This window comes from Sporosarcina limicola (assembly GCF_014873855.1).
Taxonomy (GTDB): domain Bacteria; phylum Bacillota; class Bacilli; order Bacillales_A; family Planococcaceae; genus Sporosarcina; species Sporosarcina limicola.
In genome coordinates this window covers 1-26,942 of sequence record NZ_JADBEL010000041.1, presented here as the reverse complement: position 1 = coordinate 26,942, position 26,942 = coordinate 1, and the positions used below count along the sequence as shown (strand labels likewise).

Genomic DNA, 26,942 nt, shown 5'->3' with positions numbered 1-26,942 from the left:
GAACTGTCATGGCAATTCGTGAAACTGTAAGGGCGACGCGGAAAACTGTAATGGCGCGCCGGAACTGTCATGGCAATTCGTGAAACTGTAAGGGCAACGCGGAAAACTGTAATGGCGCGCCGAAACTGTCATGGCAATTCGCGAAACTGTGAGGGCAACGCGGAAAACTGTAATGGCGCGCCGAAACTGTCATGGCAATTCGCGAAACTGTGAGGGCAACGCGGAAAACTGTAATTGCGCGCCGAAACTGTCATGGCAATTCGTGAAACTGTGAGGGCAACGCGAAAAACTGTAATGGCGCGCCGGAACTGTCATGGCAATTCGTGAAACTGTGAGGGCAAAGCGAAAAACTGTAATGGCGCGCCGGAACTGTCATGGCAATTCGTGAAACTGTAAGGGCAAAGTGAAAAACTGTCATGGCAATTCGCGAAACTGTGAGGGCAACGCGAAAAACTGTCATGGCAATTCGTGAAACTATAAGGGCACGCGTGATTTGTCATACCAACCCCCAGAAATCAAAAAAAGCTACCCAACTAACCAGAAAATCCTAGTCAGTAAGGCGGCCTTCTAGTATCATCTCTGTTTTTTACGCCAGAGTGTCATATCTTGGAAAGGTATCCGTTCAACATGTTGTTGAAGGAGACGTTTCTTTAATTCGCGTTCTGCGGAGCTTTCGGAGATGCCGTAGATGCCTGCTATTTCTTTTGTAGAAAGCGTATCGAAACGTTGGAACAGATCTTCGAGAATAGGTGGAATATCGGGTATGATTCTTTCGCCAACTAATTCCTCCAAAATCCGTTCATATACATCGTATCCATATAAGCCGCCCACTTTCAATCCTTCATCTTCAATGTTTTCATTAAAGAAAACGAATGTAGGTGCTTTATCGACTTCCATCTCTTTTGCTAAATATAAATCGACTTGCAAAGAACGGAGAACATTTTGGGACGAAAAATCACTGATAAACTCGTCTACATCAAGATTGATCTTTGTAGCAATTTCAATAAGTACTGAAAAAGAGGATACATTTCTTGATTTTAAAAATGAATATTCTAACATCTTTGATAAAAATCGAAATCCTGCACGTTTCCCCTGGAACTCCGCGGCTTTCACTGCGATGCTTGGAAAAGTCGAATGCGTTTTATCGCAAGCCTTCGCATCCTCATTGTTAGGGATGCATTTTAAATTCATTGTAGGAAGTGGCGTACGTAGTGCAATGCGGAGTTTGAAATATTGTTCATACTCGACTTGCAATTTCCGTAAAAGCGGCTGTAGTGACCAGCAATCCTCAGATAAAGGATCGATGAAAACATACAATTCGATAGGTCTCGCGTAGGGGGAAGGGCCAATTGGACTCTCCAGTAAAGTTCGTCGATTCACGAGCTCCCCTCCTCGTTCCTGTTCACCATATGATTGGCAGTCAAAACGAGGCGTTTGAAATACATTTCACGTAAATTCCCTTCAAATCCGACCTCATCCATCGCATCCGCCATACAGGAAAGCCATGCTTCCGCTCTGACTGGTGTGATGTGAAAGGGCATATGGCGTGCTTTCATCATGGGATGACCATGTTCTTCAGTATATAAATTGGGTCCGCCTAAATATTGTGTTTGAAATTGTTTTTGCCTTCGTGCTGTTTCTGTCAGGTCATCCGGGAAAATCGGGTATAAGTCCGGGTGTACGGCTACTTTAGCATAAAATAGATCGATAAGTTCCGACAATTTTTCAGCACCGATCTCCTCATAAGGGATCAAAGGTTTTCGAGTCATTTATGTCAATCTCCTTTGCTCTGACTGTATTGACATTCTACCAACCCAACATCCTTTTCACAACTGAACCGCTCGCTGGGTAATCCACTAGTTGGAATACCAACCTAACTATTGAAATAGCCTAATACTTTTTTTACGTATTGTTGCGTTTCTTTGAAAGGGGGAATTCCGCCGTATTTCTTAACGTTTCCAGGCCCTGCATTGTAGGCTGCTAGGGCCAGTTCGAGATTTCCGTCGAATTGATTGAGCATCGTTTTTAAATATTTTGTCCCGCCCATTACGTTCTGGACAGGGTCTGTACGATCCGCGACACCAATAAATTTTGCCGTTCCTGGCATCAGTTGCATAAGCCCCACCGCACCCGCATGACTGATAACGCTATTGTTGAAATTCGATTCTTGTCGAATGACGGAAGCAACCAGTTTGTCAGGTAGGCCATATTTGGCAGCGGCCTGTTTAATAATATCTGTATATTGACCATCGTCCCTCGCTATATTTTCAGAAGAAATTGAAGAAATTTGTTGTGATGCAGTGAAGCTAGTTGATAGAGTAGAAGGTTTGAAGACCTCATTTATACCGTTATAACGTAAACCTTCTGTCTGGTAGGTATTTCCAATCAAGGATGATGAAACGGAAGATAGTGGGTTAGTTATTGATGAACTATCTGAAAAATCTTCTAGCATCATACTAAACAGGGAAGCTGATGAGCTATTTTGTCCAGTGTATGTTTGCGCTGTGCCGAATGACTGCAGTGCATTGATCTCCATTAGTGTAAGCATTGTTCGAGTATCCATCATAATCTGTCCTCTCTGTCAATTAGGTATTGGTACCATATAAAATATCTATCTACATTGAGTATATCAATTAATGTGTAAAAACGCATACTTCAGACTGCAAGGCCGAGTTTCATATGGTAAACTATACATAACAACACGTGAAGGGAAGACGAGATTGTGCGTATACAACATCGAATTGACAGTGGTAACCTAAATGGAGAAGAAATCCGTTTTATACTGGCTGAAACAGGGGAAAGTCTTAAAGGAGCCCCATCCGGAAAGATGATTACAGATTCAGATGAATATTCGTTTGTCTATCTTTTTGAAGAAGAGGAAGGATATCATTATATCCATTTTACGCAAGAAGTATGGCCACTCATGGTGGAAGCGCTTCAGTCGGAAATGGATCCGGTTCTCTCTTTTAAGGAAAGATTAGTTTCATTAATCGGATTCCGAGACGAACTGACGATGCTGATTTATAATATTGAAGGAAATGATAATTATGGGGAAACTTTTTCTTCAGCCGTCGAGCAAGCATTCAGCTCGATACTTCAACATGTAGAATAAACAGCTGGGAGGGGTCCAGATGAAGCAGTGGAGTCAGTTTCTTGCACCTTATAAGCAAGCTGTCGATGAATTGAAAGTGAAACTCAAAGGGTTACGTGTTCAGTATGAGTTAGAAGACACACACACACCTGTTGAATTCGTGACAGGCAGGGTGAAGCCGCTCGCAAGTATCTATGACAAGACATTAGAAAAAGGGATTCCATTTGAACCGTCAACAGAACTGGCTGCTGAATTGCCTGATATTGCGGGACTTCGGTTGATGTGCCCTTTCGTAGATGATATCGGTACCGTGGTTGAAATATTGCGACAGCGAAAAGACCTTGAAATAATTGAGGAACGTGATTATATTTCAAATAAAAAACCGAGTGGTTATCGGTCCTATCATATGATTATCAAGTATCCAGTACAGACAATTAACGGAGAAAAGACAATTTTTGCAGAAATACAGATAAGAACGTTAGCGATGAATTTTTGGGCATCTATTGAACATTCCTTGAACTATAAATACGAGGGGGAGATGCCAGTTGAAATCAGTCACCGTCTTGAGCGAGCGGCAGAAGCAGCATTCCAATTGGATGAAGAAATGTCGCAAATCCGTGATGAAATTCAAGATGCACAACAATATTTCAGTGCTTTCAAAGAAACGGCTACGAGAAGTTATGGGAAGAAAAAACGGAAAGGGGAGTGAAGTATGAAATTTACAATCCAATCGCGAAATGACGAAATATCGAATAAGCTAATGAATGAAGCTAAGGGGTATTTGATAGATTTCGGCCTCATTTTCGATGAAGAAGAACCTGAAATTGTCTTATCGATTGGCGGGGATGGAACGCTTCTCCATGGCTTTCATAAGTATCAACATCGTCTAAAAGAAACAGCGTTTGTTGGAATTCATACAGGGCATCTCGGGTTCTACGCAGATTGGAAGCCAGTTGAAATTGAAAAACTTGTCATTTCCATCTCGCGAAAAGAATTCAAAGTGATTGAGTATCCACTCCTTGAGGTAGTAATTAATTATCAAAATGAAAAAAAAACGGCTACTTTTCTCGCGTTGAATGAATCGACAGTGAAGTCCCCTGAAGTAACACTTGTTATGGATGTAGAACTCAATGGTGAACATTTCGAACGTTTTCGCGGCGATGGATTATGTATGTCGACACCTTCCGGATCAACAGCATATAATAAAGCACTTGGGGGAGCAATTATCCATCCGTCATTACCAGCGATACAACTCACTGAAATGGCATCCATTAACAATCGAGTATTCAGAACGGTAGGTGCACCACTTGTGTTGCCTGCCCATCACAAATGCGTGTTAACCCCCGTGAAAGGACCTGACTTTATGGTGACGGTAGATCATTTACAAATTCTCCATAAAGATGTGAAATCAATCGAATATAAAGTGGCAGAAGAAGAGGTCCGTTTTGCCCGTTTCCGTACTTTCCCGTTCTGGAAACGTGTGCATGATTCTTTTATAGATAGTGATGTGTGAATTGAATGGGAAAGATTTACGTTTCCGCCTCGTTTACCCTGTGGATGAAGACGGCCTCCTCCTACGCGAATTCCTCCATTCAAAAGGAATTTCGAAAAGGACATTGACTGCAACGAAGTATGGTGGGGGAAGCATAGAGGTGAATGGCATTGAGCGAACTGTGCGCCATCCATTGTGTGCAGGGGATGTAGTTGTCGTCGTTTTCCCGCCGGAACAGCCAAGTGCTGGTTTGTATCCCGAAGACGGAAAACTAACCATTATTTATGAAGATGAAGTGCTCATGATGGTCGATAAACCACCAGGCCAAAGCACAATTCCATCACGTGATCATCCTGTTGGCACGGTTGCGAATAGTGTTGCTGGGAAATTTGCACGCGAGAAGCTACCAGCTACAGTACATATCGTTACGCGACTTGACCGAGATACTTCCGGTTTAATTTGCATTGCAAAAAACAGGCATATTCATCACCTCCTTAGTGAACAGATGATTGCTTCCGGTTTTTATCGTCAGTATCTCGCGTTTGTAGAGGGACAATTAGCGTCAAATCAGTTCATTATCGAAGAACCAATTGGTAGAAAAGACGGTAGTATCATGGAACGGATTGTACGAAAGGATGGTCAATATGCTCGAACAGATGTAGAAGTCTTAGGCCAATTTAAGAAAGAAGGCCATTATTTCACGAAAATTGCACTTGTTCTTCATACAGGAAGGACTCATCAAATTCGGGTTCATATGCAGTGGGCAGGCCATCCTGTAGTTGGAGATGATCTATACGGCAGTACACATCAATTGATGGGGCGACAGGCGTTGCACTGTGCGAAAATCAGTTTTACACACCCACTAACAGGTGAGAAGTTGGAATTCAAAAGTGATGTTTCACAGGATATGCAGGCCTTGACCTACAATGAAATCAATCGAATTGAGTAAATTTCTCGGGGATGAAGGGTTGTAAAGAAGGTACGGAAACGACCTCTAATTCAGGATAGCGGAGTGCCATTAGTTTTCCACCAAAAACACAACCGGTGTCAATATTTACGGTGTTGTTGACAAAACGGGCTTTCTCAACAGGCGTGTGACCATAAACGATGAACGCATCACCTTTATAATGTGTGGCCCAGTCGCGACGAATAGGTCTACCATCCGGCAACTTTCCACCCGTAATGTCTCCGTAGAGAACAAATACACGAATTTCTTCGGAATAAGGGGCACCGATCATTTCTTCGCGTATACCCGCATGTACGACGATGAGATTACCATTGTTCATTGTATGATAGTACGGCAAGGCTTCGTAAAATTGGCGATACCTGTTAAGGAAATGTTTACGTTTCTCTTTTGAGAATGTGTTGAGTTCTGCTACTGTCGTTTCTAATCCATGAGCAAGTTGTACATGATTTCCTTTTGCGAACCGGTAAAGTTTATTGCAATGATTTCCTGGGGAATAAAAGAGTGTACCCGCATCTTGGATTTCAAACAAAAGATTCAATATCTTGAGTGAATTGGGACCCCTGTCCATCGCATCCCCGACAAATGCAAGCTGTCTATGGTCTGGATGGAGTGGAATACCATTTCTCATCGAATACCCAAGCTTACGAATCAACGACAGGAATTCATCATAACAACCGTGAATATCCCCGATAATATCGTATTTCATCTAGTCATCACCCTTTTTAGCAGTATGTATTATCTTATAATACCCTCATTTACTCCATTAATGCATGGCGGAAATTGAAAGGAAGGTGTAGCCATGAATGTAAAAGATGACTACAAAGACGATATTATTTTTAACGAAGAAAAATTAAAAGAGGCTCTCTTTACTCACGATATTAGGGCTTTTCGAAATGAGTATCTACTCCTTCATCCGTATGACAGGGCAATTTTTTACGAGAAAGTAGAGTTAGAACTACGAAAAATCATGTATCACTATCTATCGCCAAAAGAGCTCGCCGAGATTTTCGAGACAAGTGAAATCGACGAACATGAGTATAAACAGTTCCTTCAGGAGATGGACACGACGTATGCTGCAGACATGATTTCGTACATGTTCGTAGATAACGCGGTAGATGTCCTGAATGAACTCGATAAATCGCAGGTTGTCAGTTATTTGACCTTGATGAATAAAGAATCCGCTGCTGAAATTAAAGCGCTTCTCCACTACGAGGAGTATACGGCCGGTTCGATTATGACAACAGAATTCGTCACCATTCCGCAGAACTCGACAGTCAGTTCCGCAATGACCATTCTGCGTAACGAAGCACCTGGAGCGGAAACGATCTACTACGTGTTTGTTGTGGATTATGATAACCGGTTGACAGGCGTCGTTTCACTTCGTGATTTAATCATTGCGCATGAAGATACGCTTATAAGTACAATTATGAGTGAACGTGTCGTCAATGTACTCGTCTCTGAAGATCAGGAAGAAGTTGCAAGAATGATGAAAGATTATAATTTACTAGCTATGCCGGTCGTCGATTTCCAGCAGCATATTCTAGGGATAATTACTGTCGATGATATTATCGATGTTCTCGATGAGGAAGCATCTGATGACTACTCGAAACTTGCTGGTGTTTCCAATATGGATACGTTCGATAAAAACTCGCTTTCTGCTGCTAAAAAGAGACTTCCGTGGCTTCTTATCCTATTAGTTTTAGGGATGCTTACAGCGAACTTGATTGATTTATTTACAGAAACAATTTCGAAAGTAGCACTTCTTGCGGCTTTTATACCTCTCATTGCTGGGACTGCTGGAAACAGTGGAACTCAAGCACTAGCTGTTGCGGTACGTGGTATTGCAACGCGGGATATTGAGGACGAAAGTAAAGTTAAGTTACTTCTTAGGGAAGCGGGAACGGGTCTCATTACCGGCCTAGTTTGTGCACTATTTGTTGTTGGTCTTATTTATATATGGAAACAAGAATTTATCATTGGCCTTCTTGTTGGTGCAGCTATCTTTGTCTCCATTTTTGTAGCAACAATTTCTGGGACTTTCATCCCGTTGTTTATGCATAGGATGAAAGTTGATCCAGCTGTCGCATCAGGTCCTTTCATCACGACACTGAATGACGTTATTAGTATTATTATCTATCTAGGTTTGGCAACACTTTTCATTGGTGATCTTTAGATCTGATGAAGAGTGTTTTTTTTGTCCAGATGCTAGGCCCCTCTAGTCGCTTCAGAACTAAGGATAAAGTCAAAAGGCGTAATTACTCCATTTTTTTCAATGCAAGGGTCGAACTTCATCTCTCCTACTTGATAGAGACCCACTCGATGTAGGTCATGCAGTCGTTTCTACACGATGTGGATGAACTTAGTCTGCATTCACTATCGGGCGCCTTGCGCATTTTTTTCATGAACATCTACAAAAATGGGCGCATATACTATGTTAAAAAAGGGATGTGCTGATTATATTAAAAAATGAACCGCTGTTGTTTATTCAGGGGCCACCCGTTTTCCATAAGGTGTTCGTCCATTTCGAGGAAAGCACGTCAATTTATCTGTTGAACGGAGAAGGGTCAGAGGAACCTGAAGAGAAGGAACAAGGGGAGCAAGTGAGGTTTGAGTTAGGAGTAGAGGATACGTCCCTAGTTAAAGGCACTAATCAGTCGGTTATAAGAAGGATTACTTATCTGGGCACACCGTTTTCCCGGCAAGTATACCACCCTCTTCAGTTTGTTTTAGGTGATAGAACATTGACAGGAACAATTGAAAAGATTGAGGGAGAAACGGTTTTGATTGGAACTAATGAAGGGGAAAAAGAAATCATAGCTGTGGAAATGGCAAGGATTGAAGAAATTCTTTGGCGTGGCAATCCATTCGATGGGAATTAAAAACAAAAGGCAGGACGGGAGTAACCGTCCTGCCTTTTGTTTATTTTACTGTCATCAACGTAATCCGTGTTTCCTTACGGTGCTAACGACTATTTACCGTTAATAAAGGGTAGGTAAAAAAGATTGCCTAATTGGAACAAACCAATTAGGCAATCTGAGCATTGCAGGTGAACGATTAAAAATCGTCACAATCGATGAACACGTCTTTAATACATTGGATTCCGCAGAAACATTTCAAGTCGACTGTAATACATGAACCTGTAGCTTCAAATCTTTCTACCTCACACAATGCATCAAAATCAATCTTGCCATTTTTAATGATATCTACTCTTCTACCTCTTGCGTTTCGTGGTTCCAGAACTTGTAATGTCGCACAACAGTTATCGAAAACATTCTGCACTCTGAAAAACACCGAGAAACAGCTGTTGCAATCCTTATCATGTGATTGTACTGCGGTTACTTCTCTTTCCCTATCATGTTCTCGATGCCTTCTTTCACGTCTGAACATTGCTTTGAAAGGATTACCGTCATCTGTCAATAGCATGAATACCCGTGTATTAGCCCGAGCGCGTGATGGATTAACAATAGAGCCAAGCGGAGCCGTGAAACAGTCAGTTCTGCAATCGTCACAATCAAAGTCTTGACGAACGTCCTGTATACGTCTGATTGCGCGAACTACCTCACAAATACAGTTATCATTGCCGCGATTTCCGCCAACCTCTTCAGGTCTTCCACATCCCATTTATTTCACCTCCTTCTCTCAATTCTCTATACTTTATGCGGTAGATTCCTTCGAGTCAGGGCAGATACACCGGTCATGAATAAAGTAGAGGCGAGAAAGGCATACTGAGAAAAAATGGAGGGGATGAACATTCGGAAATTTGGTTTACTAATCATCATAGTTTTTTTGCTTTTGGGTTGTTCCAATGTGAAAAATGATATCCGAGTCCAAAACAATTCAAGCGAAGATCCAGTGAAAATCAAAGAACTGCTCACGAAAGATGAGCGTATTAAGTCTGCCGCCGTACTATTCCATGAAAGAGAGCTATTGACAGCTGTGAGAATGAAGACGTTCTCGAGGTTCAGTAAACGTAAAATCGGCAAGGAGTTGGAGAAAAAACTGAAAGAATACTATCCAGAATTGAATGTCACGGTATCGGTGGATAATAAAATCCTGATGGAAATGAATAAGTTGATGGACATGAAGAAACAAGAAAAAGTGAGCAAGAAAATTAAGAAACTAAAATCACTTATAAAGGAAGAGACTTAATGGACGAAAAGAAATATGCGAAGTTAGAGCAGGAAATTTCTCCGAAAATTCCATTGATGAAAAACATCCTGAAAGCATTCCTGACAGGCGGTATAATCTGTCTTGTTGCTCAATTTGTTGCGCTCTTTTATATGACGTATTTCGATTTCACAGAACGGACCGCAAGCAATCCAACGGTGGCAACGATGATTTTTTTCTCAATGTTATTAACGGGGTTTGGACTTTATAAGAAAATCGGACAGTTTGGAGGAGCTGGAAGTGCAGTTCCGATAACCGGTTTCGGCAATGCTGTCATTTCTGCCGCAATCGAACACAAGTCTGAAGGCTATGTTCTTGGTGTTGGTAGTAACATGTTTAAGCTCGCGGGTTCTGTCATTCTGTTTGGTGTTTTTTCCGCATTTGTTGTTGCCCTTATCAAGACAATTCTTGTTAAACTAGGGGTCGTCTCATGGTAGGGCGCGGTCTTCTGACGTTCAAGACGCTACCTTCAATCTCGGCAACCGGCGTGACAGCAGGCCCCTTGGAAAAGAAAAGCTCGTTTAAAGATAAATTTGATAAAGTCTATGATGATGAACGCTGTGGCTTAGAAACAAATGAACATGCCCACGCAAAAATGATGGAAGATGCATGTATGATTGCATTAAGTAAAATCGATTCTTTGCCAAGTGATGCCGATTACTTGCTGATTGGTGATCTTGTTAATCAAATGACACCTTCCAATTTTTGCGCAACGACAATGGGTATTCCATATATCGGATTATTTTCAGCCTGTGCAACATCGGTATCGTCACTTATCCTTGCGGCATTATTAACTGAAGTGGGGATGTCCGAAATTGCAATTGCCGGTGCGGCCAGTCAGCATAATGCAATTGAAAGGCAATTCCGCTATCCGGTAGAGTACGGTTCGCAGAAGCCTGCAACGGCACAATGGACGGTAACCGCAGCGGGGGTAGCAGCAATTACGCCACATAAAAAGGGTTTTCCTTCTATTGAATGTGCAACGATTGGATGTGTAACTGACCTAGGGATGACCGATCCTTTCAATATGGGGGCGGCAATGGCGCCGGCAGCAGCAGATACTCTTACCCGCCATCTCTCAGGCCATGGGACAAGTGTCAATGATTATGACGTTATCATGACAGGGGATCTTGGCAAGACAGGGTTTGAACTTTATAAAAAATTGGTTGCTAACAAGGGAATCGACGATACGAAGAATTTCCGTGATGCAGGTGCGGAGTTTTACGGAAAGGATCCTTCATTTTTAGCAGGCGCCAGTGGAGCAGGCTGTTCAGCTGCAATTTATTTCTCGGAAATCTTTGAAAAAATGAAGATAGGAAAATATAAGCGAGTCCTCTTGATAGCGACGGGTGCACTATTGTCACCAATGTCGTTTCAGCAAGAAGATACGATTCCATGTATTGCACATGCAATCGAATTAACGATGAAATGAGTGGGGTATATGAGTTCAATTTACATTACGGCTTTTATTGTGGGGGGACTAATTTGCGTTATTGGCCAGCTGTTATTCGACGTGGCAAAACTGACGCCGGCACATACGCTTTGTCTATTAGTCGTTGCTGGTTCTATATTGGACGGATTAGGTCTGTATGAGCCACTTATCGATTTTGCAGGAGCAGGTGCAACAATTCCAATTACATCCTTTGGCAATTCTTTAACGCATGGTGCACTGGCAGAAGCGGAAAAACATGGCCTGATTGGTGTTTTGACAGGTATGTTTGAAGTGACAAGTTCCGGTATTAGCTCTGCTATTCTGTTTGGTTTCATTGCAGCTATCATTTTCAAGCCAAAAGGTAATGTCTGATTCAAATTAACTCCATTTAGCAGAAGTATTCCACTTCAATAAGTGATGAGATGAATGCAAAGTGTGTAGACAATTCAGTTGGGGGTTCAAACCCCTGCTGAATTGTGCGGGATTCAGACTAAGATCGCCGAAGCAGCCTACGAAGCGTAGTCCTATTCGTCCTGCGGCAACAAAGAGGGATGAAGTTCAATTCTTCCCCTGAGTAACCAACAAAGAGGGATGAAGTTCAATCCTTCCCCCCTGAGTAACCAACAAGGAAGGATGAAGTCCAATCCTTCCCCCTGAGTAACCAACAAGGAAGGATGAAGTTCAATCCTTCCCCTCCCTGAGTAACCAACAAGGAAGGATGAAGTCCAATCCTTCCCCTCCCTGAGTAACCAACAAGGAAGGATGAAGTCCAATCCTTCCCTGTTGGCCCAAAGCCTCCAGCGGATGTCACAGATTTTGAAGGGAGTGAATTGAGCAAGCTCAATTCAAAATCTGGACGCAAATACGCCTTGGCGTATTTGATTAAGGAAATTTTAAAAATGTATGCAAGCGCCCCTTCTTTCCTTCTCAATCCGCATAGGATATGTAGAAGGAAGGAGGGGATTTTCATGTTTGGAGGATGCAATCCATGTGGAGTCGGTCATGGCGGTTATGACGGAGGAAGAGGTTCTTACGGCGGTTCGACTTTCGTTCTGATAGTTGTTCTTTTCATCTTGCTAATTATTGTAGGCAGTTGTTTCGTTTAAGAAGGGAGAGTAATAGATGAATGATTCATTTTTCCGGAAAATAGAATCAAAAACAGGCGTCCCGATGGAGGAAGTATTCGCGCTTGCAAATGCGATTCAATTTGCCGATTTTGGTGATGAGCGTCAAGTGAGGAAGATTATACAGAAAGTAGGCAGTATGGCAAGAAAAGATATACCACAACATACAGAAGATGAACTCGTACGATCCATCTTATCGGATGGAAAGGCTGTAAATATTAAAGACATCCAGGATATGCTTGGTAGATAATGAAGGATTCAGAGAAGTTTAAATTAATATGTTTACCATTGCAATGACAGGGGTATAGTACTATATAAGTTGAACATATGAATAACTATATAAACTAGGCGAAGGCGTTTTCCAAGGGGGAAGGCATCCCCAAGGAAGGATGTTAGTTCAATCCTTCACTAGTGCCGTTGTGGATTCAATAGAATCCTTTATTTCAACATATAATAGTAACTAGAGTCGAACTATTTTGAAACGGGGTGTAATAATGGGCTATATACTACCAATTCAGCCAATCCAATCACAACAATATGCAAACCGTATGGCAATGGAGTCATATGATTTCGCATACATCGACAGAGTTGGAAAAGTGCAATTAAGTTCGGATTTTTCGGATGCACTAAGTGAGTCGTTTCATCAAAAGGGAGGAAAGAATGAGGAGGTAGAGCCTGTTGTCGTATCACCTCTTTCATCTTATAAAGGATTCATCTACCCGAATCCTGTTAATCTTTCACCAGCCATTGCCCTAGTAGTCGGAAAAGGGCTAGCTGTAAATGCTTATATATGAAAATTAAACCAGATAAAAAAAGGTCCGCTAAGCTTGTCTAAGCAAAGCGGACCTTTTTTTATTTTAGTACTTTTTCCATAGCGCGATGTGGTATATCCGCGTCCAAAAATTCTGGAGAGGTAATGACATACCCTAACTTTTCATAAAATGGGACGGCATAAGATTGGGCATTTAGAATAATTTTGTTCATACTTGTCGATATTGCATGTTCTTCAAATGCATGCATCACGAGATTACCTAAATGCTTACCTCTGTATTCTTTCAATACACAAACACGTTCAACTTTTCCGATCCCCTCATTGATTTCCCGGAACCGACCTGCGCCAATCGGTGTCTCATTCGAATAGACGATGAAATGCGCGGCGGTATTATCGAAATCATCAAGTTCAAGAAAAATCGGTACCCCTTGTTCTTCTACGAATACTTTGCTTCTGACGGAATATGCATCTTCCCGTTCAAGGTCAGAAGTCGCGATTCTTACTGTGAACAACCTTTAGTTATCCTCATCGAGTCGGAATGTTTCATAAACCGTCCAAGAACCGTCTTCAAGTTGGTAAAGAAGATGTAGTCGATCAACTGTTTCAGTATGATCGACACCTACCATTTTGAGTTGTCCGATAATGTCATCGTGTTCACCTGAAGAAAGTTTCTGCGCAATTGTTATATGGGGTACGAAAGCAAACTCAGACTCGGCACCAAAGAAGTCATAATTCAGATCTTTGTGCAATGCAAGTAAATCATCATTGGTAGTAGCTTTGAAGTAAATTGTATTTGTGATAGGTGCGAATGTACCCACTTTTGAAACGTTCAACTCGAACGGACTGTGTTTTTTCGCGACTTCTTTAATCGCTTTTGCAACATCTTTAATTTCTTGTTCGTTCGCTTCGAATACATCTTTAACCGTCATATGCGGTGTGATAAGTGCATAATGTGGGTCATACCGTTTCCGATAAGCGTTCGCAAGGTCTTGGAGTTTTTTTGATGGGAATACAACAATGCCAAATTTCATAATGAAAAACCTCCTAGTGAGAATGTTTGGTAATGACTATATAGTAATGAGTATACCAGAATTCATGGACCGATGTCGGTTTTATCTGAATTAATGACTGTAAACCATTTGAATTGCTCGCCGAACATCAGGTTGCCAATGCTTCCAAGTGTGGTCCCCTTTGAATTCTTCATAGAAGTATGGGAACCCTTTTCTTTCTATCAAATCTTTTAGTACCCGGTTTGGTGTGAGGAAATCTTGAACGCCATCCACCGTAGTCTTCACTTCGGTTTCACCTTCGCCGATAACATGATAAATCGAGAAATGAGAAGCATCTTCCATGGCTTCCACCTGATTTAGCACCAAGTCATCAACATAAGGGGAATGAAGGATCACTTTCCCGAAACAATTTGGATATTTCAATGCAGTAAGAAGTGAAATCGTTGCGGCAAGTGAATCTCCAATCAGCCCCCTACCGGCACCGATTTGGTACGTTGGATAATTGGCGTCAATGTATGGAACGAGTTCATGCGCAAGAAAACGGATATACGCATCGCGGCGATCTCCTTCAGTATGATACATTCGCCTCCGTTCTGTGACACTCTTATAAGGGACACCAACAACAATGACATTTTCGATTTCTTTCGCATCAATCAATTCATCAATTACCCGCCCGATCCGTCCGAATTGGAAATAATCTTTCCCGTCAGATGCGATAAGCACCGAGTATTTATAGAGTGGTGAATAGTTATGGGGTAAATGGATAAGCAATTGCATTTCTTCATCCAACTCTTTGCTGTAGAACGTTATATCTTCAATTTTGCCTTGTTTCATTCATGGAGCCTCCTCACAATAGATGTGTATTGAAATTGTATCATATCGGTAGGAACAGGTATAATGGAACCATTGCAATTACCAAAAATTAAAAAAGGAGTTGAGGGTAGATGTTCGATAATACGAAGGTTGTCCATTCAAAAGTTGTAGCAGAAGCAACAAGAGAGGCCTTACTACGTCGTGGGGTAACACTGGAAGCTATCGCGGAAATCGTCTATGAAATGCAACGACCATATAATGAAGGACTCGAAATGGCTCATTGTATCGAATCGATTAAAGGCGTACTCCGGAAACGGGAACTTCAACATGCGATTTTAGTTGGAATTGAGTTAGATGAACTTGCAGAGCAAGGGAAACTGTCTCAACCGCTGCAACAAATCGTTGAATCTGATGAAGGACTTTTCGGAGTGGATGAAACCATTGCACTTGGCTCCGTGTTTACCTACGGTTCAATAGCAGTAACGACATTCGGTCATCTCGATAAAAACAAAACGGGCATCATTAAAGAACTAGATACGAAACAGGGAAATGGAATCCATACGTTCCTCGATGACTTAGTCGCCAGTATCGCGGCATGCGCGGCATCCCGAATCGCACATAGAACGCGTGACCTTGAAGAAGCCGGTGAAACGTTCGAGGACATTAAACCTGAAGATACAATGCCTGAAACGAGAGTGAAGGGTGCTAAAATCTAACTTTATTCAGCAGAATTCAACCGTTTCAATAAGTGGTAAGAGTTTGAAAAGTATGTAGACAATTCAGTGGGGAATCAAATCCTTGCTGACTAAAGTTGAAGCCTCCGGCGGATATAAGTAATCGGAAACAGCCAAAAGTAGTTACCATTTTGGCTGTTTTTTTTTGGAAAGATGGATAAATCAATGTAGAAGCCTGCAAAATATATGAACTTTTTAAAAAGTTGTTTGACATTCTAGACAGTCTTCGTGTTAAAATGGTGGTTGGGTTTATTTCACAAACAGAAAAAGGGGAGGAATTATACTATGAAGAAAAGCAAAATTCGCATATTCGCATTCATGACGATAATCGCACTACTCGTATTATCGGCATGTAACTCGGGCGACGGGGACAAAGAAAAGACGAAAGAAAGCACGAAAGAAAGCACGAAAGAAAGCACGAAAGAAAGCACGAAAGAAAGCACAGAAAAGAAAGAAGATTATGAATTCCTAAGCATTATGACAGGTGGAGTACAAGGAACCTATTATCCACTAGGGGGATCGTTCGCCAATTTCATAAAAGAGGCTACAGGCATCAATACGACTGCTGAAGTATCCCAAGCGTCTGCGGCTAACATGACTGCATTAAAAGATGGCAAGAAAGAAATCGCTTTCGTTCAAACGGATATCGCTTACTACGCTTCAAAAGGTGAATTGATGTTTGACGGAGAAGTGATTGATAATGTATCGGCAATTGGTAATCTTTATCCTGAAACGGTTCAACTTGTAACACTTGAAAGTACAGGCATCAAATCATTTGAAGATTTGAAAGGAAAGAAAGTATCAGTTGGCGCACCTGGATCAGGTACGTATGCGAATGCTGAACAACTTCTTGAAATCCACGGTTTGTCCATGGACGATGTTAAAGTTCAAAACTTGGATTTTGGCGAATCACAGGAAAGTTTGCAATCAGGTCAAATTGACGCAGCATTCATCACGGCAGGAACACCAACTGGTGCTGTTGAAGGTTTGCATGCTGTGAAGAAAGTATTCATCGTTCCGGTTGAAGATGCAAAAGCAGATGAATTGATCAAGAAATACCCTTACTACGCAAAAGAAATGATTCCTGCTGGAACATACGGTATGGTTGAAAAAACACCTGCTGTTTCTGTAGGTGCTATGCTTGTCATCCAAAACGATGTACCAGAAGATCTTGTTTATAAAATCACAAAGGCAATTTATGATAATGCTTCGAAATTACAACATGCTAAAGGGAAATTCATCAAAGCGGAAACAGGCCTTGATGGAATCGGAATTCCAGTTCACGCTGGGGCTCAAAAGTATTTTGACGAAGTGAATAAATAAGAGTAACTGAGAACGGGGCGGTGAAGCGCAGTGCAGTGCAGTGCTTCAGCCGTCCCATTCTTTTATTCTACTATTGCCATCAAACTGTGTCCTCTTTTTCAATCACGGATAGAAGGAGGTGGTGAGGCAGATGACGAAAAAGAATAGTATACTGCTCACACTTGTGTTACTACTCCTACTAGCCCTCATCTTTTTTTTCCTGCCTTTAAAACAGGCGTTCATCTTTACTGAATACCGTACGGAACAACCGAGACTATTTTATTTACCTCTTGGGGACGAGTATGGATTCCAAATCCGTTACGTTCACTCCATCCATTTGTCGGATGTCATCGAAACGTATGAAGCGACTGAAGAAGGAATTATCCGCTTGTTGTCGATGCAATATGAGGATGTCGGAATTGGATTGCCGGGCCATGCAGAAGAGGGTGAAAAGCTTTCTGTGAAAGACGGATTGTATACGCTTACTTATGATGACAAGGTGATTGATTCGTTCACGATGATTGTTGGAGATGTGGATGCAGATTTAGCTTTCCGCTACGCGGGAAATGAGTTAGACTTAAAAAAACAGTTAGAGCGGGGGAAATCATACACGTTCGCTGTTGTTAAATTATCAATCTATGAAATGATGAAAGGAGACTGTTTGAATGGCAAAAGATAAAGGGCGGATAGATGAGCAACTGATTGATCCGCAAGGGGAAGAGTTCGCCATGCTTTCTGAGGAAGAACAACAGGCAATTTTGAAAAAGTATGACCCAGAGTCAAATACCCGTGATGTTAGCGGCATTATTAAAAAAATCGTGTTCGTCGGATTACTCTCTTTTTCCCTATTCCAATTATATACTGGTATTTTCGGGCAATTCACGGCTTTCATACAACGCTCGATTCACTTGGGCTTTGCATTATCGCTTATTTTCATACTATTTCCTGCAAAGAAAAGAGTAGGCGAGAAGCGTAATAAAGTGCCATTCTATGATATTATTTTATCGCTACTTTCGATAGGTGTTGGACTCTATTGGCCGCTTAATATTCATGAGTTGGTTTTCCGTGTTGGTAGGGTGTCCGATTTGGATATGGTCGTCGGAGTCATTGCAATATTACTTACGCTAGAGGCGGCAAGACGTGCTGTCGGAATACCAATTACAATCATATCGGGTATTTTTCTTATGTATGCATTTTTTGGTCCTTACTTCCCAGGATTCCTTGGCCACCGCGGTCAAGATTTGGAGAGTGTTGTCCAACTCATGTTCTTTACAACAGATGGAATTTTAGGAACGCCGCTGAGTGTTTCGGCGACATTCATATTCGTATTCTTATTGTTCGGTGCATTCCTTGTCAAGACAGGCGTCGGTAATTACTTTAATGATCTGGCTGTCGTTTTGGCAGGCCGTCTTGTTGGCGGACCAGCGAAAGTCGCCATTTTCTCAAGCGCACTCCAAGGGACAATCTCGGGAAGTTCTGTTGCGAACGTTGTTACTTCGGGTTCATATACGATTCCGATGATGAAAAAACTTGGATATAAGAAAGAATTTGCTGGTGGAGTAGAAGCAGCTGCATCCACAGGCGGACAGCTCATGCCACCAATCATGGGGGCTGCAGCATTCTTAATGGTTGAATTCATTGGTGGTGTGACCTATTGGCAAATTGCCAAGGCAGCCGCGATTCCGGCACTTCTTTATTTCACAGGAATTTGGATTATGACGCATTTTGAAGCGAAGCGGGTAGGTCTTAAAGGAATGACGAAAGACCAACTTCCTGACCGAAAAGCAGTTTTGAAAAAGATTTATTTACTTTTACCCATTTTAGGGATCATCGTATTCCTATTGATAGGTATTCCAACAATGCAAGCAGCCTTATGGGGAATTGTTTTAACGATTGTTGTTAGTTCATTCGATAAGGCAACACGCCTAGGCTTTAAAGATATGATTGACGCACTTGTAGACGGTGCACGTACTGCGCTTGCTGTTGCGGCTGCCACGGCATGTGCAGGGATTATCGTAGGTGTTGTCGTGAAGACTGGACTCGGTTTAGGCCTTGCAACAGGACTCATTTCGGCATCAGGCGGAAACATTTTCCTGACGTTATTCTTTACAATGCTCGCAGCAATCGTTCTTGGTATGGGTTCTCCGACAACGGCGAACTATGTTATTACATCAACGATTGCAGCACCGGCGATTATCACGTTGCTTATGCTTGATAATCCGGATGCAACAGTTCCGATTGTCGTCGCCATATCAGCACATCTATTCGTCTTCTATTTCGGAATCATCGCAGATATCACACCACCGGTCGCCCTTGCAGCATTCGCAGCAGCAGGCGTATCTGGTGGAGATCCAATCAAAACCGGTGTTGTGGCAGCCAAACTCGCCATCGCAGCGTTCATCATCCCATACATGTTCGTGTTTAATCCTGCCATGCTCATGATAGGTGCCTCGATTCCTGAAATCATTTGGGTCGTCTTCACGGCAATCATTGGTATGACTGCAATTGGTGCAGGAATGATCGGTTATTGGTATAGGAAATGCAATTGGATTGAACGGATTCTTACGGTTGGGACTGGGTTGCTGTTAATCTACCCTGAAACGCTTACGGACATTGTCGGCCTTATCGCGTTCGGTATCCTCTTTGCAATTCAGTGGCTATCACGTGATAAAGATGATAAAAGTGAAAAAATGGTTGCGGTTTAAATAGAAAGAAAAAATCCCCTTCGCCAGTTCATATATGGCGAGGGGATTTTTGTGGCAAAAACAGATGAAGGATGCTCTCTTTTTTGCAAGACAACGCTGTTATCAAGGAGTAGTGTCCTCTCTTCATACATACCCCTTTTCTTTCGTATTCCAACCTCACGAACTATTCGAAGCGTAAGGCTTTCCTAATCGGCTGCTGCTTTTATTATCCTGAGAAGGGTCTCTTCCATAAAGAAAGAGACCCTCTTTATAACTCAGTCTGCCTCTATTCGAATAGCTTGAATATCTTGGCAGTCTACGATAAGTGTTGAACCAGGTTCTGTTGTTGGATCACTAAAGAATGCACAACAAGTATTCCGGTTAAAGGAAACAAAAACAACATCCTCTAACACCTGACCACCTGATAAGAAAACATCAACCTCAGTCTGTGTTTGTAATCGTCTTAATTGATCACAAACGCAACCTTTACAGTGTTTGACAAATTTATCAGGATGTTTTATCTGCTCACATGGATCACATATACCGCGTTTAACGCATCTAGTGTGTTTAACACATTCACAATATTTACTACATTTACTCATTTTCAAGACCTCCTTTCTGTTTTGTAAAGCCAGCCTTACATCAATAACATATGGTTTCAAAATGAAAAGAGATTGTACAAATGACGGTGAGTAATGGCACAATTTCAGAAAATCCCCTTAAGGAGAGGTTAATAATGGACTAAGTGATCAAGCAGTCTGTACAGAACAGGCTTTATCCGCATAATTTAATCCGAGTTCAGCCACACTTAAAACGGCCTACGAGCAGTTCTTATCCAATGTCGTTAAAGATGGAACAATCGCTAATAAATAGCTTACTGATTTAAGGCCAGCCAAGCTATCGCTTGACGATGCACTCGCTCTTAAAGTCATCGTTGATCAGCGTGGTAAATAAAATCAAAGTAAAAGCAAGCCTGAATGCACATATCTAAGTTATCAAAAACATTAAGATTCATAGTATTGTACTTTTTTAGGCAACTTAACATATAATAAAAGAGTTGACATACAATGAAAAAACGGACTGAGTGTTTGAGCACTCAGTCCGTTAATAGTAAACTGTAAGATGAAATCAGGGCCGATTTTGTACATTGTACGACGGATTAAAATGTTTGGTAGATAAAACATTTGGTCGAAAAAGAAGAAGTAATTGTCCACACTTCTGCCAATGGAGGGCGGTTACTTCTTTCGTGACAAGAAAAAGATGGCTGACAACGACACTGACATAAAAGTTAACCATCCACCAGATAGTAGAATGAGTAAGCTTAGTATTTCATATGTTGTCATTGGTTTTCACCTCCATTCATTTGGAAATGACCAACGGTTCCGCCATACAAAATCTCCATTAAATCATACTTCAGTTTTTAAAGGGTTAATAAATTAGATAGAAAACCCTTTTTCTATGTATATGTGTAATTTAATATGTATATGTCTTTTCATGATGGTAAATACCGAAAAAATATGAATAATTGGTTTTTTACTCGTGTAAAGAGAAGGTCTGTCCATTTATTGTTACTTTCATAAAGATCAGACGCCTTATTTATCTCTGACACCTGTACAAGTATGATGTATGGAATTATGTGAGCATCATAAATCATTACTTACCTTTTCGTTACTTTTTGGGCATATATGTAATATAACACTGTCTTACTATTCAGTCCACTTAATTAAAAATAGATTGAATAATTGATTAGACAGTCGTTAAATGTTCACAGTTCATGGTATCATTTGAGATTATCCATTGAAAAAATTTAAAGAATTTAAAGATATTCCAGTAAGGAGTGCATTATTTGAACAAGAGGAGATCGTTTATCGAAAAAGCGACCTGTCCACAGATTAGTGGGTAGGCCGTCTTTTTTATTTGTCCAATTAAAAAAGTGTCCATATATCTATACTAACTCCAAAATAAGGTTTTAGTGAAATGGAAAACGATGTTTGTCAATAATGTTGTCCAGTTGTCCGCAAGAAAATTAAATTAGCTTAAAGCAAAAGACGTCCACCCGAGCGTTCTTTTTATTTTCACGAAAATAGGAGGTAAAGATAAACAATAAAATGCTAACTTAATTAGCAAAAACAATAGAGAAATTTCGAATTTAAAAGAATTACATAGCTCGCAGCTTCATAAACCCATTAGTGAAGGGAAGGGTCTATAATACTAATTTTTTCCACTTGCAATAAGAACACTCATTCCGCATACTATAAACAAGAGGAGGGAACGGATGTGCGTAATCAGTTAATCAAGTCCTGGATATGAGATACATGGAAAAAGATGGGACAATCAGCAGACGGAGGATTAAGTGGTTGGAAGTTGGTGGGAATTCGTTTCATGCATACTGTTTTCTTCGGAAATCCAAACGTGTTTTTCGGATTGATAAGGTCTTAGCACTTGCTCCTGTCATTAAAAGAGAACGGATTGTTATATGATTGACTATAGTAAATTTCCAAACCGAAAAATTGCTTGTATCGATATGATGAGTTTTTATGCAAGCTGCATGGCCTCATTGCACAATTTGGATGTCCGAACAGTGCCGATTGCGGTTGTAGGTAACTTTGAGCAAAAGGGGAGTGTAGTATTAGCCGCATCTCCACCCATGAAGACACGATTTGGTGTAAAGACAGGTACCCGATTGTACGAAATTCCACATCATCCAGACATTCGTTTGTTTGAACCGAAAATGGCATATTTTTTAGATATATCGATGTCTATCACACGTATTCTTCATAAATACGTCCCAGTTAAATCCATACTTGTCTATTCGGTCGATGAATCATTTGTTGACCTTTCTGGAACCGAAAAGTTATGGGGTGATCCAGCGCAAACCATTAAAGATATACAAGCGGAAATATATGAGACGCTAAATTTACCATCGACGGCCGGTATGGGTCCAAACATGTTGATGGCGAAATTAGCACTTGATTTGGAAGCAAAGAAAACAGGTTTTGCGAAATGGACGTTTGATGATGTGTCGAAGAAATTATGGTCCGTATCACCGTTAAGTGAAATGTGGGGGATTGGTCGACAAACGCAGATATCTTTGAATGGTATGGGTTTATTTTCGGTTGGTGACCTGGCTCATGCTGATTTACAAACGCTCGAAAAGAAGTTTGGCGTAATGGGAAACCAGTACTTTTATCATGCATGGGGGATAGACCTCTCGGAAATAGGCTTATCCCACATGCAAGGGCAAGTCAGTTATGGGAAGAGTCAAATTCTTATGCGCGATTACAATACACGAACAGAGATAAATGTGGTGCTTTTGGAAATGTGCGAAGATGTCGCAAGGAAAGTACGGGAAAAACAACAGGCTGGACGGACGATATCGCTTGGTATCGGATACAGCAGAAATACTTTAGGTGGTAGTTTTCAACGGTCTCGCACAATAGGTGGGGCAACAAATGACACAATGAAAATTTATGAGGTTTGCAAAGAGTTATTAGACGAGTTCCATGACGGTCGGCCAGTGCGTCAGATATCATTATCAATCACTAAGCTAGAAGATGAGCATTCCATACAGATCAGTCTGTTTGATGAACATAAATGGCGCAACCGAAAAATCGGACAAACGATGGATGCACTTAGAAACAAATACGGATCTACTGCTGTTCTTCGTGCAGTTTCTTATACAGAAGCGGGGACAGCCATTAAACGGTCCAAATTAGTTGGGGGCCACAAAGGGTAGGAGGAATGACATGATTCGTGATCGCGGAAATATCAAATGGAATGCTATGATGTTACCAGAACATCTATCCGAGTTACGGAAGTGGGGGGGCGAGGATGACCTAGTTGAACGACCAAAATTAACCGAATGGGATCTCCAAATAATCCAGGAAGAATTAGATGTGGCTCTTAAAAGAAAAAGCGAAACACTTGTGAGGACCTGGGTTAATGGACGAATTATCCCGTACCAAGGAGTTATAGAAGGAATTGATTCAAGCGCAGAGTGTGTGATGTTACAAGATCCGTTCGAAATTGAACGTTTATATGTTTCAGATATCGTCAGTGTCCATTGTGTAGATTGAAATGAAGTCTGGTATGTCAACACTAAATCAAACAATATTAGTAAGGCGATTTTTTTATAGGCAACCGGACTAAGATAGCCTAGTGTACTGTGCGAACGGATATTAGTGTACCAATTAGATTCCACCTAATTTAGCAGGTGGTTGTTCAATTTTTCCTCAACAACGGAATCGTCCACGTGATTGATGTAATCAATGAGTTCCACGTCAAAACCGCTAGTGGTAAGGAAGCAGTTCTAACTGTAAATCCATGGAAACGCACCTCGCATAATGGTATTTTTGGTTGTTTTGTCACTCCCATTTTACCATTTTTAGCAAAGGTGCGTTTTTTTTTATGAAAATCATGGCTTTTTGAACACGCTCGATTAGGTGTCATCCATCCACTTAAGACGGGTAAGTTGTCGACTGATGATGCCTTATCCCTTAAAGTTATCATTGATCAGCGTAGGAAAGATGCATAAGTAAATGTAAATATCGGTTATTTCGTTGCCATTTTCTTGGGGGCTCATTTAACTATTTTTAAGTCTTATCTGTTAGTTTATGAAATACGCTTAAATGCCTATAAATTCATTGTCGAATAAAGATATAAAATGTCGATTAGATACTACTTTGGATATATTTTCATGGTGAATAGAGGTTTCTCTTTTCACTTGATAGAATAGGATATTTAAGAGTTTGCGCAAATTCTAAAAAAAGTAGGAGGAGTTTTTATGAGGAAGTTGAAGAAAAGTATTGTCGGATTAATAGGTCTGATTTTATTGATGTCGTTTGGCCTAGGCTTTAACCAAGTATCCGCAGCATCAGATTTATCTATATCATCTGTCGATATGACAACAGAGAACCGACACATTCCACAGTGGAAATATGTTGAAATAACAAGAATTATTTATGATGTACCAGCCCAGCAAATTTATTATCAAGATGCCATGGGTTATGGGGGAAATCTTAATTTCTTAAGAATTAGCCACTTCGACGACAACCCATACCCCGAGAACAAACAATGGGCAGTGTATGGTGGATTAATCTATCGCGGAGGTATGCCGCCTCCGTGGGGGGAAATGTAAGGGAATCCAAATTACTGAAGTGTTGATGATAACAAGACTAAAAAAATTAAAGGCGGCCATTACTCTGTAAGATTAAAGACAAGTAATTGTACATGATGTTTTATTACATCATAGCTTGTTTATAATGTTACACACATTATAAAAATGCACATTACTAAAAGTAAATTTTAGTGGTGTGCATTTTTATTTTTGATAACATTTTCACCTAGATTTATGGCTCAACACCAAAGTCTGTACTTGACATAAAAAATTATACAAAAAACACCTGTATCCTCTATAGTTGAAAGTACGACCCAACAACGAAAGAGGTATACAGATGAACTCCCATTTTACCACTCTTCTTCTTGATTTAACAGAGCTAGTTATTTCCAATGTCGAACGTATCCTAGAAGACTTTTTTGTTCATGCAGATCCTGCTGATCGTTTCCAAAAGTGTCCTCACTGCCTAGGAGAGGACGTTATCCATAAGGGTATTGCTTATCAACGAACAGTACGTCATCTTCCAGCCTTCGGTCGGCGTGTATTCCTTTGTCTCCCTACAATCCGACTGTTGTGTAAGCCATGCGGGGCTACTTTTATTTTTGACTATGCATGTGTTGAACCAGGAAAACGATACACCAAACAATTCGTTGCATCGCTCCCAGGTCACGTGGTCGGTGCGACAGTTAAGCATGCGGCAAAACAGACACAACCCCCTGCGACTACCGTGGAACGGGTTTTTAAACAATGGATGGAAGGTGAATGTAAGCAGGTTCAAGCGGTCTGTACAGAACAGGCTTTAGAAAGTAATCAGCTTGTTTTGGGTATTGACGACTTCGCATGCGCGTCAACAATTGAAACGGAACTTTAGGCTTATCGGTAAACGGGCAGATCAATTGTCCGAAAAGGAAGCTAAACTAGTAAACCAATTTCTTCAGTACTCGGAAACGTTACGGGCAGTTTATGAATGGAAAGAAGCTTTTATCACTTGGTACGACTGCTGTGGCAATCATAGATTGGCTGTTAAGGGCTTCGAACGATGGATTGAACAGGGAGAACAAATCGATCATCCGACTGTCCAGAATTGCCTGAAAACCATGAACAACTGGCAGGAATAAATTTGTAATTATCATCATTTACGTTTCACGAACGCGGCAGTGGAAGGACGAAATAACAAAATAAAAGCGCTGCAAGGCAGACATTACTTCACTCGGAATCCGAAGTACTACAAACAACGGATTTTACTGGAATGTAACGAGGAACTTCTAAGTTGTTGAAAAGTCAAGTACATGTTTCGGTGTTGAGCCTAAATAATAATTACTATTTCAAAAAATTCTTGTACAAAAACAAGAAAGTCTAAATAATCTGGACAAAAAAGTCTAAACTAAAATTTCCTTTTTGGTTTCCACTGACTTACCGATTTACATGTGGGTTATAAAAGTATACTTAGCGCAATAAGAAATTCTAACATGCTATTGTTCTATGAGTAGATATTGTTCTATGAGTAAAACCGCATTAATTCGGCTAGGTGTATCCCATAAATAAGACCGTCTATGACTGCATCTGATTAATGACATTAGAATTTACCACTTCTACCATCTTTCGTGCCGGTATTTGACAAAAAATACCGCGATTTTCCAACCACTTCCCGAAAGTCGTTAATAATTTTATATGTGGAAGCAGCCAAACAAGAATAGAAACTTGAAGATGACGATACACCGTCGTCATCTTCGGAAATTGGTGGATTAAATATTTCGTTCCTCACACTCGAAAGGTTCTTCGCACGAGAAAACTTCATGGAAAAACCCCAAATACGGGATATCATCTTCAAGGCATTTTATGCTATATGACAACTCCTCATCGCACTTCAGCACTTCACCGTTGTTCCGCATGACCTCGAATGCATCTACAATATTTTCTATGAGGGTTATTTGGATGAATAAGGACAATTTATCCAACATCAAATCTTCGATTTTGGTCTCGGATGTGTATCCCTCGAGTACTGTTCTGAAATAATCATCCATAAAGTTTTTTCGTTTACCGGCGTCTGGCTCAAATTGTATCCAGCCCATTCCGAGTGTCCAGAGATTTGCCAAGTCATACATTGGAGTTAGTATAGATGTATGGACACACGTTAGTTAATTCTCTATCCTAAAAAGAAGAGAAGGACGTGTCCGGAATGAAACGAAAACAGTATAATAATGACTTTAAAAAAACAATTGTCGAGCTTTACAGATC

At 40.9% G+C, this 26,942-nt stretch carries 32 protein-coding genes and 1 pseudogene; 23 read left to right on the top strand and 10 right to left on the bottom strand.

Annotated features, from left to right (window positions below; translation table 11 throughout):
* Nucleotides 1–573: 573 nt before the first annotated feature.
* From H4683_RS19710 to H4683_RS22045, 3 genes are all read right to left on the bottom strand, one after another.
* On the bottom strand, nt 574–1,380 hold the full coding sequence (locus tag H4683_RS19710) for a DsbA family protein (protein ID WP_192600542.1): 807 nt from the start codon (nt 1,378–1,380) through the stop codon (nt 574–576).
* Complete coding sequence (locus H4683_RS19705; RefSeq protein ID WP_192600541.1) at nt 1,377–1,769, bottom strand: globin domain-containing protein; 393 nt, start codon at nt 1,767–1,769, stop codon at nt 1,377–1,379. The genes H4683_RS19710 and H4683_RS19705 overlap by 4 nt, the downstream gene beginning before the upstream one ends.
* A 104-nt stretch (nt 1,770–1,873) precedes the next feature.
* On the bottom strand, nt 1,874–2,566 hold the full coding sequence (locus H4683_RS22045; protein WP_275403101.1) for a lytic transglycosylase domain-containing protein: 693 nt from the start codon (nt 2,564–2,566) through the stop codon (nt 1,874–1,876).
* 156 nt (nt 2,567–2,722) lie between these two features.
* On the opposite strand from H4683_RS22045, the gene H4683_RS19695 reads away from it, so the two are divergent.
* Genes H4683_RS19695 through H4683_RS19680 form a run of 4 tightly spaced genes read left to right on the top strand, consistent with a single transcriptional unit; the run spans nt 2,723 to nt 5,532 of the window.
* Complete coding sequence (locus H4683_RS19695; RefSeq protein WP_192600540.1) at nt 2,723–3,112, top strand: UPF0738 family protein; 390 nt, start codon at nt 2,723–2,725, stop codon at nt 3,110–3,112.
* Between the two features lie 19 nt (nt 3,113–3,131).
* Nucleotides 3,132–3,800, top strand: a complete 669-nt coding sequence (gene yjbM, locus H4683_RS19690; protein WP_192600539.1) for a GTP diphosphokinase — start codon at nt 3,132–3,134, stop codon at nt 3,798–3,800.
* Between the two features lie 3 nt (nt 3,801–3,803).
* Nucleotides 3,804–4,604 (top strand): NAD kinase, encoded by an 801-nt coding sequence (locus H4683_RS19685; RefSeq protein ID WP_192600538.1) that lies wholly within the window; start codon nt 3,804–3,806, stop codon nt 4,602–4,604.
* Nucleotides 4,597–5,532 carry an RluA family pseudouridine synthase gene (locus H4683_RS19680; RefSeq protein ID WP_192600537.1) on the top strand — a complete coding sequence of 312 codons (936 nt, stop codon included), beginning with the start codon at nt 4,597–4,599 and terminating at the stop codon, nt 5,530–5,532. Before H4683_RS19685 ends, H4683_RS19680 begins: the two co-directional genes overlap by 8 nt.
* Here H4683_RS19680 and prpE read toward each other — a convergent pair.
* Complete coding sequence (gene prpE, locus H4683_RS19675) at nt 5,516–6,256, bottom strand: bis(5'-nucleosyl)-tetraphosphatase PrpE (protein WP_192600536.1); 741 nt, start codon at nt 6,254–6,256, stop codon at nt 5,516–5,518. The two genes, H4683_RS19680 and prpE, sit on opposite strands and share 17 nt — an antisense overlap.
* Before the next feature lie 93 nt (nt 6,257–6,349).
* On the opposite strand from prpE, the gene mgtE reads away from it, so the two are divergent.
* Both mgtE and H4683_RS19665 read left to right on the top strand, forming a co-directional pair.
* On the top strand, nt 6,350–7,723 hold the full coding sequence (gene mgtE / locus H4683_RS19670) for a magnesium transporter (protein ID WP_192600535.1): 1,374 nt from the start codon (nt 6,350–6,352) through the stop codon (nt 7,721–7,723).
* 274 nt (nt 7,724–7,997) lie between these two features.
* Entirely contained in the window at nt 7,998–8,429 is a 432-nt protein-coding gene (locus H4683_RS19665; protein ID WP_192600534.1) for a hypothetical protein, read from the top strand.
* A gap of 175 nt (nt 8,430–8,604) precedes the next feature.
* Here the strand turns inward: H4683_RS19665 and H4683_RS19660 are convergent, their stop codons facing one another.
* Entirely contained in the window at nt 8,605–9,171 is a 567-nt protein-coding gene (locus H4683_RS19660; protein WP_192600533.1) for a CotY/CotZ family spore coat protein, read from the bottom strand.
* Nucleotides 9,172–9,357: 186 nt separating this feature from the next.
* Between H4683_RS19660 and H4683_RS19655 the strand changes: the two genes are divergently transcribed.
* From H4683_RS19655 to H4683_RS19625, 7 genes are all read left to right on the top strand, one after another.
* Nucleotides 9,358–9,699 (top strand): YhcN/YlaJ family sporulation lipoprotein, encoded by a 342-nt coding sequence (locus H4683_RS19655; RefSeq protein WP_192600532.1) that lies wholly within the window; start codon nt 9,358–9,360, stop codon nt 9,697–9,699.
* Nucleotides 9,699–10,154, top strand: coding sequence for a stage V sporulation protein AC (spoVAC, locus tag H4683_RS19650; RefSeq protein ID WP_192600531.1), 456 nt, complete (start codon nt 9,699–9,701; stop codon nt 10,152–10,154). The genes H4683_RS19655 and spoVAC overlap by 1 nt, the downstream gene beginning before the upstream one ends.
* Nucleotides 10,148–11,149, top strand: a complete 1,002-nt coding sequence (locus H4683_RS19645; protein WP_192600530.1) for a beta-ketoacyl-[acyl-carrier-protein] synthase family protein — start codon at nt 10,148–10,150, stop codon at nt 11,147–11,149. Before spoVAC ends, H4683_RS19645 begins: the two co-directional genes overlap by 7 nt.
* Nucleotides 11,150–11,158: 9 nt before the next feature.
* Entirely contained in the window at nt 11,159–11,521 is a 363-nt protein-coding gene (gene spoVAE, locus H4683_RS19640) for a stage V sporulation protein AE (RefSeq protein WP_192600529.1), read from the top strand.
* Between the two features lie 596 nt (nt 11,522–12,117).
* The gene (locus H4683_RS19635) at nt 12,118–12,255 is read left to right on the top strand and encodes a YjcZ family sporulation protein (protein WP_192600528.1); all 138 of its coding nucleotides are present in this window, start codon (nt 12,118–12,120) and stop codon (nt 12,253–12,255) included.
* Nucleotides 12,256–12,271: 16 nt separating this feature from the next.
* Nucleotides 12,272–12,523 (top strand): stage VI sporulation protein F, encoded by a 252-nt coding sequence (locus H4683_RS19630; protein WP_192600527.1) that lies wholly within the window; start codon nt 12,272–12,274, stop codon nt 12,521–12,523.
* 244 nt (nt 12,524–12,767) lie between these two features.
* Nucleotides 12,768–13,067 (top strand): hypothetical protein, encoded by a 300-nt coding sequence (locus H4683_RS19625; protein ID WP_192600526.1) that lies wholly within the window; start codon nt 12,768–12,770, stop codon nt 13,065–13,067.
* 58 nt (nt 13,068–13,125) lie between these two features.
* On the opposite strand, the gene H4683_RS19620 is transcribed toward H4683_RS19625, so the two are convergent.
* The 3 genes from H4683_RS19620 to H4683_RS19610 all read right to left on the bottom strand — a co-directional run bounded on the left by H4683_RS19620 (nt 13,126) and on the right by H4683_RS19610 (nt 14,889).
* Nucleotides 13,126–13,557 carry a GNAT family N-acetyltransferase gene (locus H4683_RS19620; RefSeq protein ID WP_192600525.1) on the bottom strand — a complete coding sequence of 144 codons (432 nt, stop codon included), beginning with the start codon at nt 13,555–13,557 and terminating at the stop codon, nt 13,126–13,128.
* Nucleotides 13,558–13,560: 3 nt separating this feature from the next.
* Entirely contained in the window at nt 13,561–14,076 is a 516-nt protein-coding gene (locus H4683_RS19615; RefSeq protein ID WP_192600524.1) for a YjcG family protein, read from the bottom strand.
* Nucleotides 14,077–14,166: 90 nt separating this feature from the next.
* On the bottom strand, nt 14,167–14,889 hold the full coding sequence (locus H4683_RS19610) for an alpha/beta hydrolase (protein ID WP_192600523.1): 723 nt from the start codon (nt 14,887–14,889) through the stop codon (nt 14,167–14,169).
* A gap of 110 nt (nt 14,890–14,999) precedes the next feature.
* Between H4683_RS19610 and H4683_RS19605 the strand changes: the two genes are divergently transcribed.
* From H4683_RS19605 to H4683_RS19590, 4 genes are all read left to right on the top strand, one after another.
* Complete coding sequence (locus tag H4683_RS19605; protein ID WP_192600522.1) at nt 15,000–15,584, top strand: phosphatidylglycerophosphatase A family protein; 585 nt, start codon at nt 15,000–15,002, stop codon at nt 15,582–15,584.
* A gap of 303 nt (nt 15,585–15,887) precedes the next feature.
* Nucleotides 15,888–16,925, top strand: a complete 1,038-nt coding sequence (locus H4683_RS19600; RefSeq protein WP_192600521.1) for a TAXI family TRAP transporter solute-binding subunit — start codon at nt 15,888–15,890, stop codon at nt 16,923–16,925.
* Between the two features lie 130 nt (nt 16,926–17,055).
* Entirely contained in the window at nt 17,056–17,583 is a 528-nt protein-coding gene (locus tag H4683_RS19595) for a DUF1850 domain-containing protein (RefSeq protein WP_192600520.1), read from the top strand.
* Nucleotides 17,570–19,609 carry a TRAP transporter permease gene (locus H4683_RS19590; RefSeq protein WP_192600519.1) on the top strand — a complete coding sequence of 680 codons (2,040 nt, stop codon included), beginning with the start codon at nt 17,570–17,572 and terminating at the stop codon, nt 19,607–19,609. The genes H4683_RS19595 and H4683_RS19590 overlap by 14 nt, the downstream gene beginning before the upstream one ends.
* Nucleotides 19,610–19,863: 254 nt before the next feature.
* Here H4683_RS19590 and H4683_RS19585 read toward each other — a convergent pair whose 3' ends face one another.
* Entirely contained in the window at nt 19,864–20,109 is a 246-nt protein-coding gene (locus H4683_RS19585; RefSeq protein ID WP_192600543.1) for a hydrolase, read from the bottom strand.
* Nucleotides 20,110–21,903: 1,794 nt separating this feature from the next.
* Here H4683_RS19585 and H4683_RS19580 point away from each other — a divergent pair.
* From H4683_RS19580 to H4683_RS21625, 6 genes and pseudogenes are all read left to right on the top strand, one after another.
* Complete coding sequence (locus H4683_RS19580) at nt 21,904–22,068, top strand: transcriptional regulator (protein WP_225942247.1); 165 nt, start codon at nt 21,904–21,906, stop codon at nt 22,066–22,068.
* On the top strand, nt 22,065–23,324 hold the full coding sequence (locus H4683_RS19575) for a Y-family DNA polymerase (protein WP_192600517.1): 1,260 nt from the start codon (nt 22,065–22,067) through the stop codon (nt 23,322–23,324). The genes H4683_RS19580 and H4683_RS19575 overlap by 4 nt, the downstream gene beginning before the upstream one ends.
* Before the next feature lie 10 nt (nt 23,325–23,334).
* Nucleotides 23,335–23,664: a YolD-like family protein gene (locus H4683_RS19570; protein WP_192600516.1), complete on the top strand. Its 330-nt coding sequence runs from the start codon at nt 23,335–23,337 to the stop codon at nt 23,662–23,664.
* 707 nt (nt 23,665–24,371) lie between these two features.
* A complete protein-coding gene (locus tag H4683_RS19565; RefSeq protein WP_192600515.1) occupies nt 24,372–24,725 on the top strand; it encodes a hypothetical protein in 354 nt (117 codons plus the stop codon).
* 316 nt (nt 24,726–25,041) lie between these two features.
* Nucleotides 25,042–25,575, top strand: a complete 534-nt coding sequence (locus H4683_RS19560; RefSeq protein WP_192600514.1) for a transposase family protein — start codon at nt 25,042–25,044, stop codon at nt 25,573–25,575.
* Nucleotides 25,520–25,981, top strand: a pseudogene (locus tag H4683_RS21625) (ISL3 family transposase). Before H4683_RS19560 ends, H4683_RS21625 begins: the two are co-directional and overlap by 56 nt.
* Before the next feature lie 468 nt (nt 25,982–26,449).
* Here H4683_RS21625 and H4683_RS19545 read toward each other — a convergent pair.
* The gene (locus H4683_RS19545; protein ID WP_225942246.1) at nt 26,450–26,776 is read right to left on the bottom strand and encodes a hypothetical protein; all 327 of its coding nucleotides are present in this window, start codon (nt 26,774–26,776) and stop codon (nt 26,450–26,452) included.
* Nucleotides 26,777–26,942: the final 166 nt, after the last annotated feature.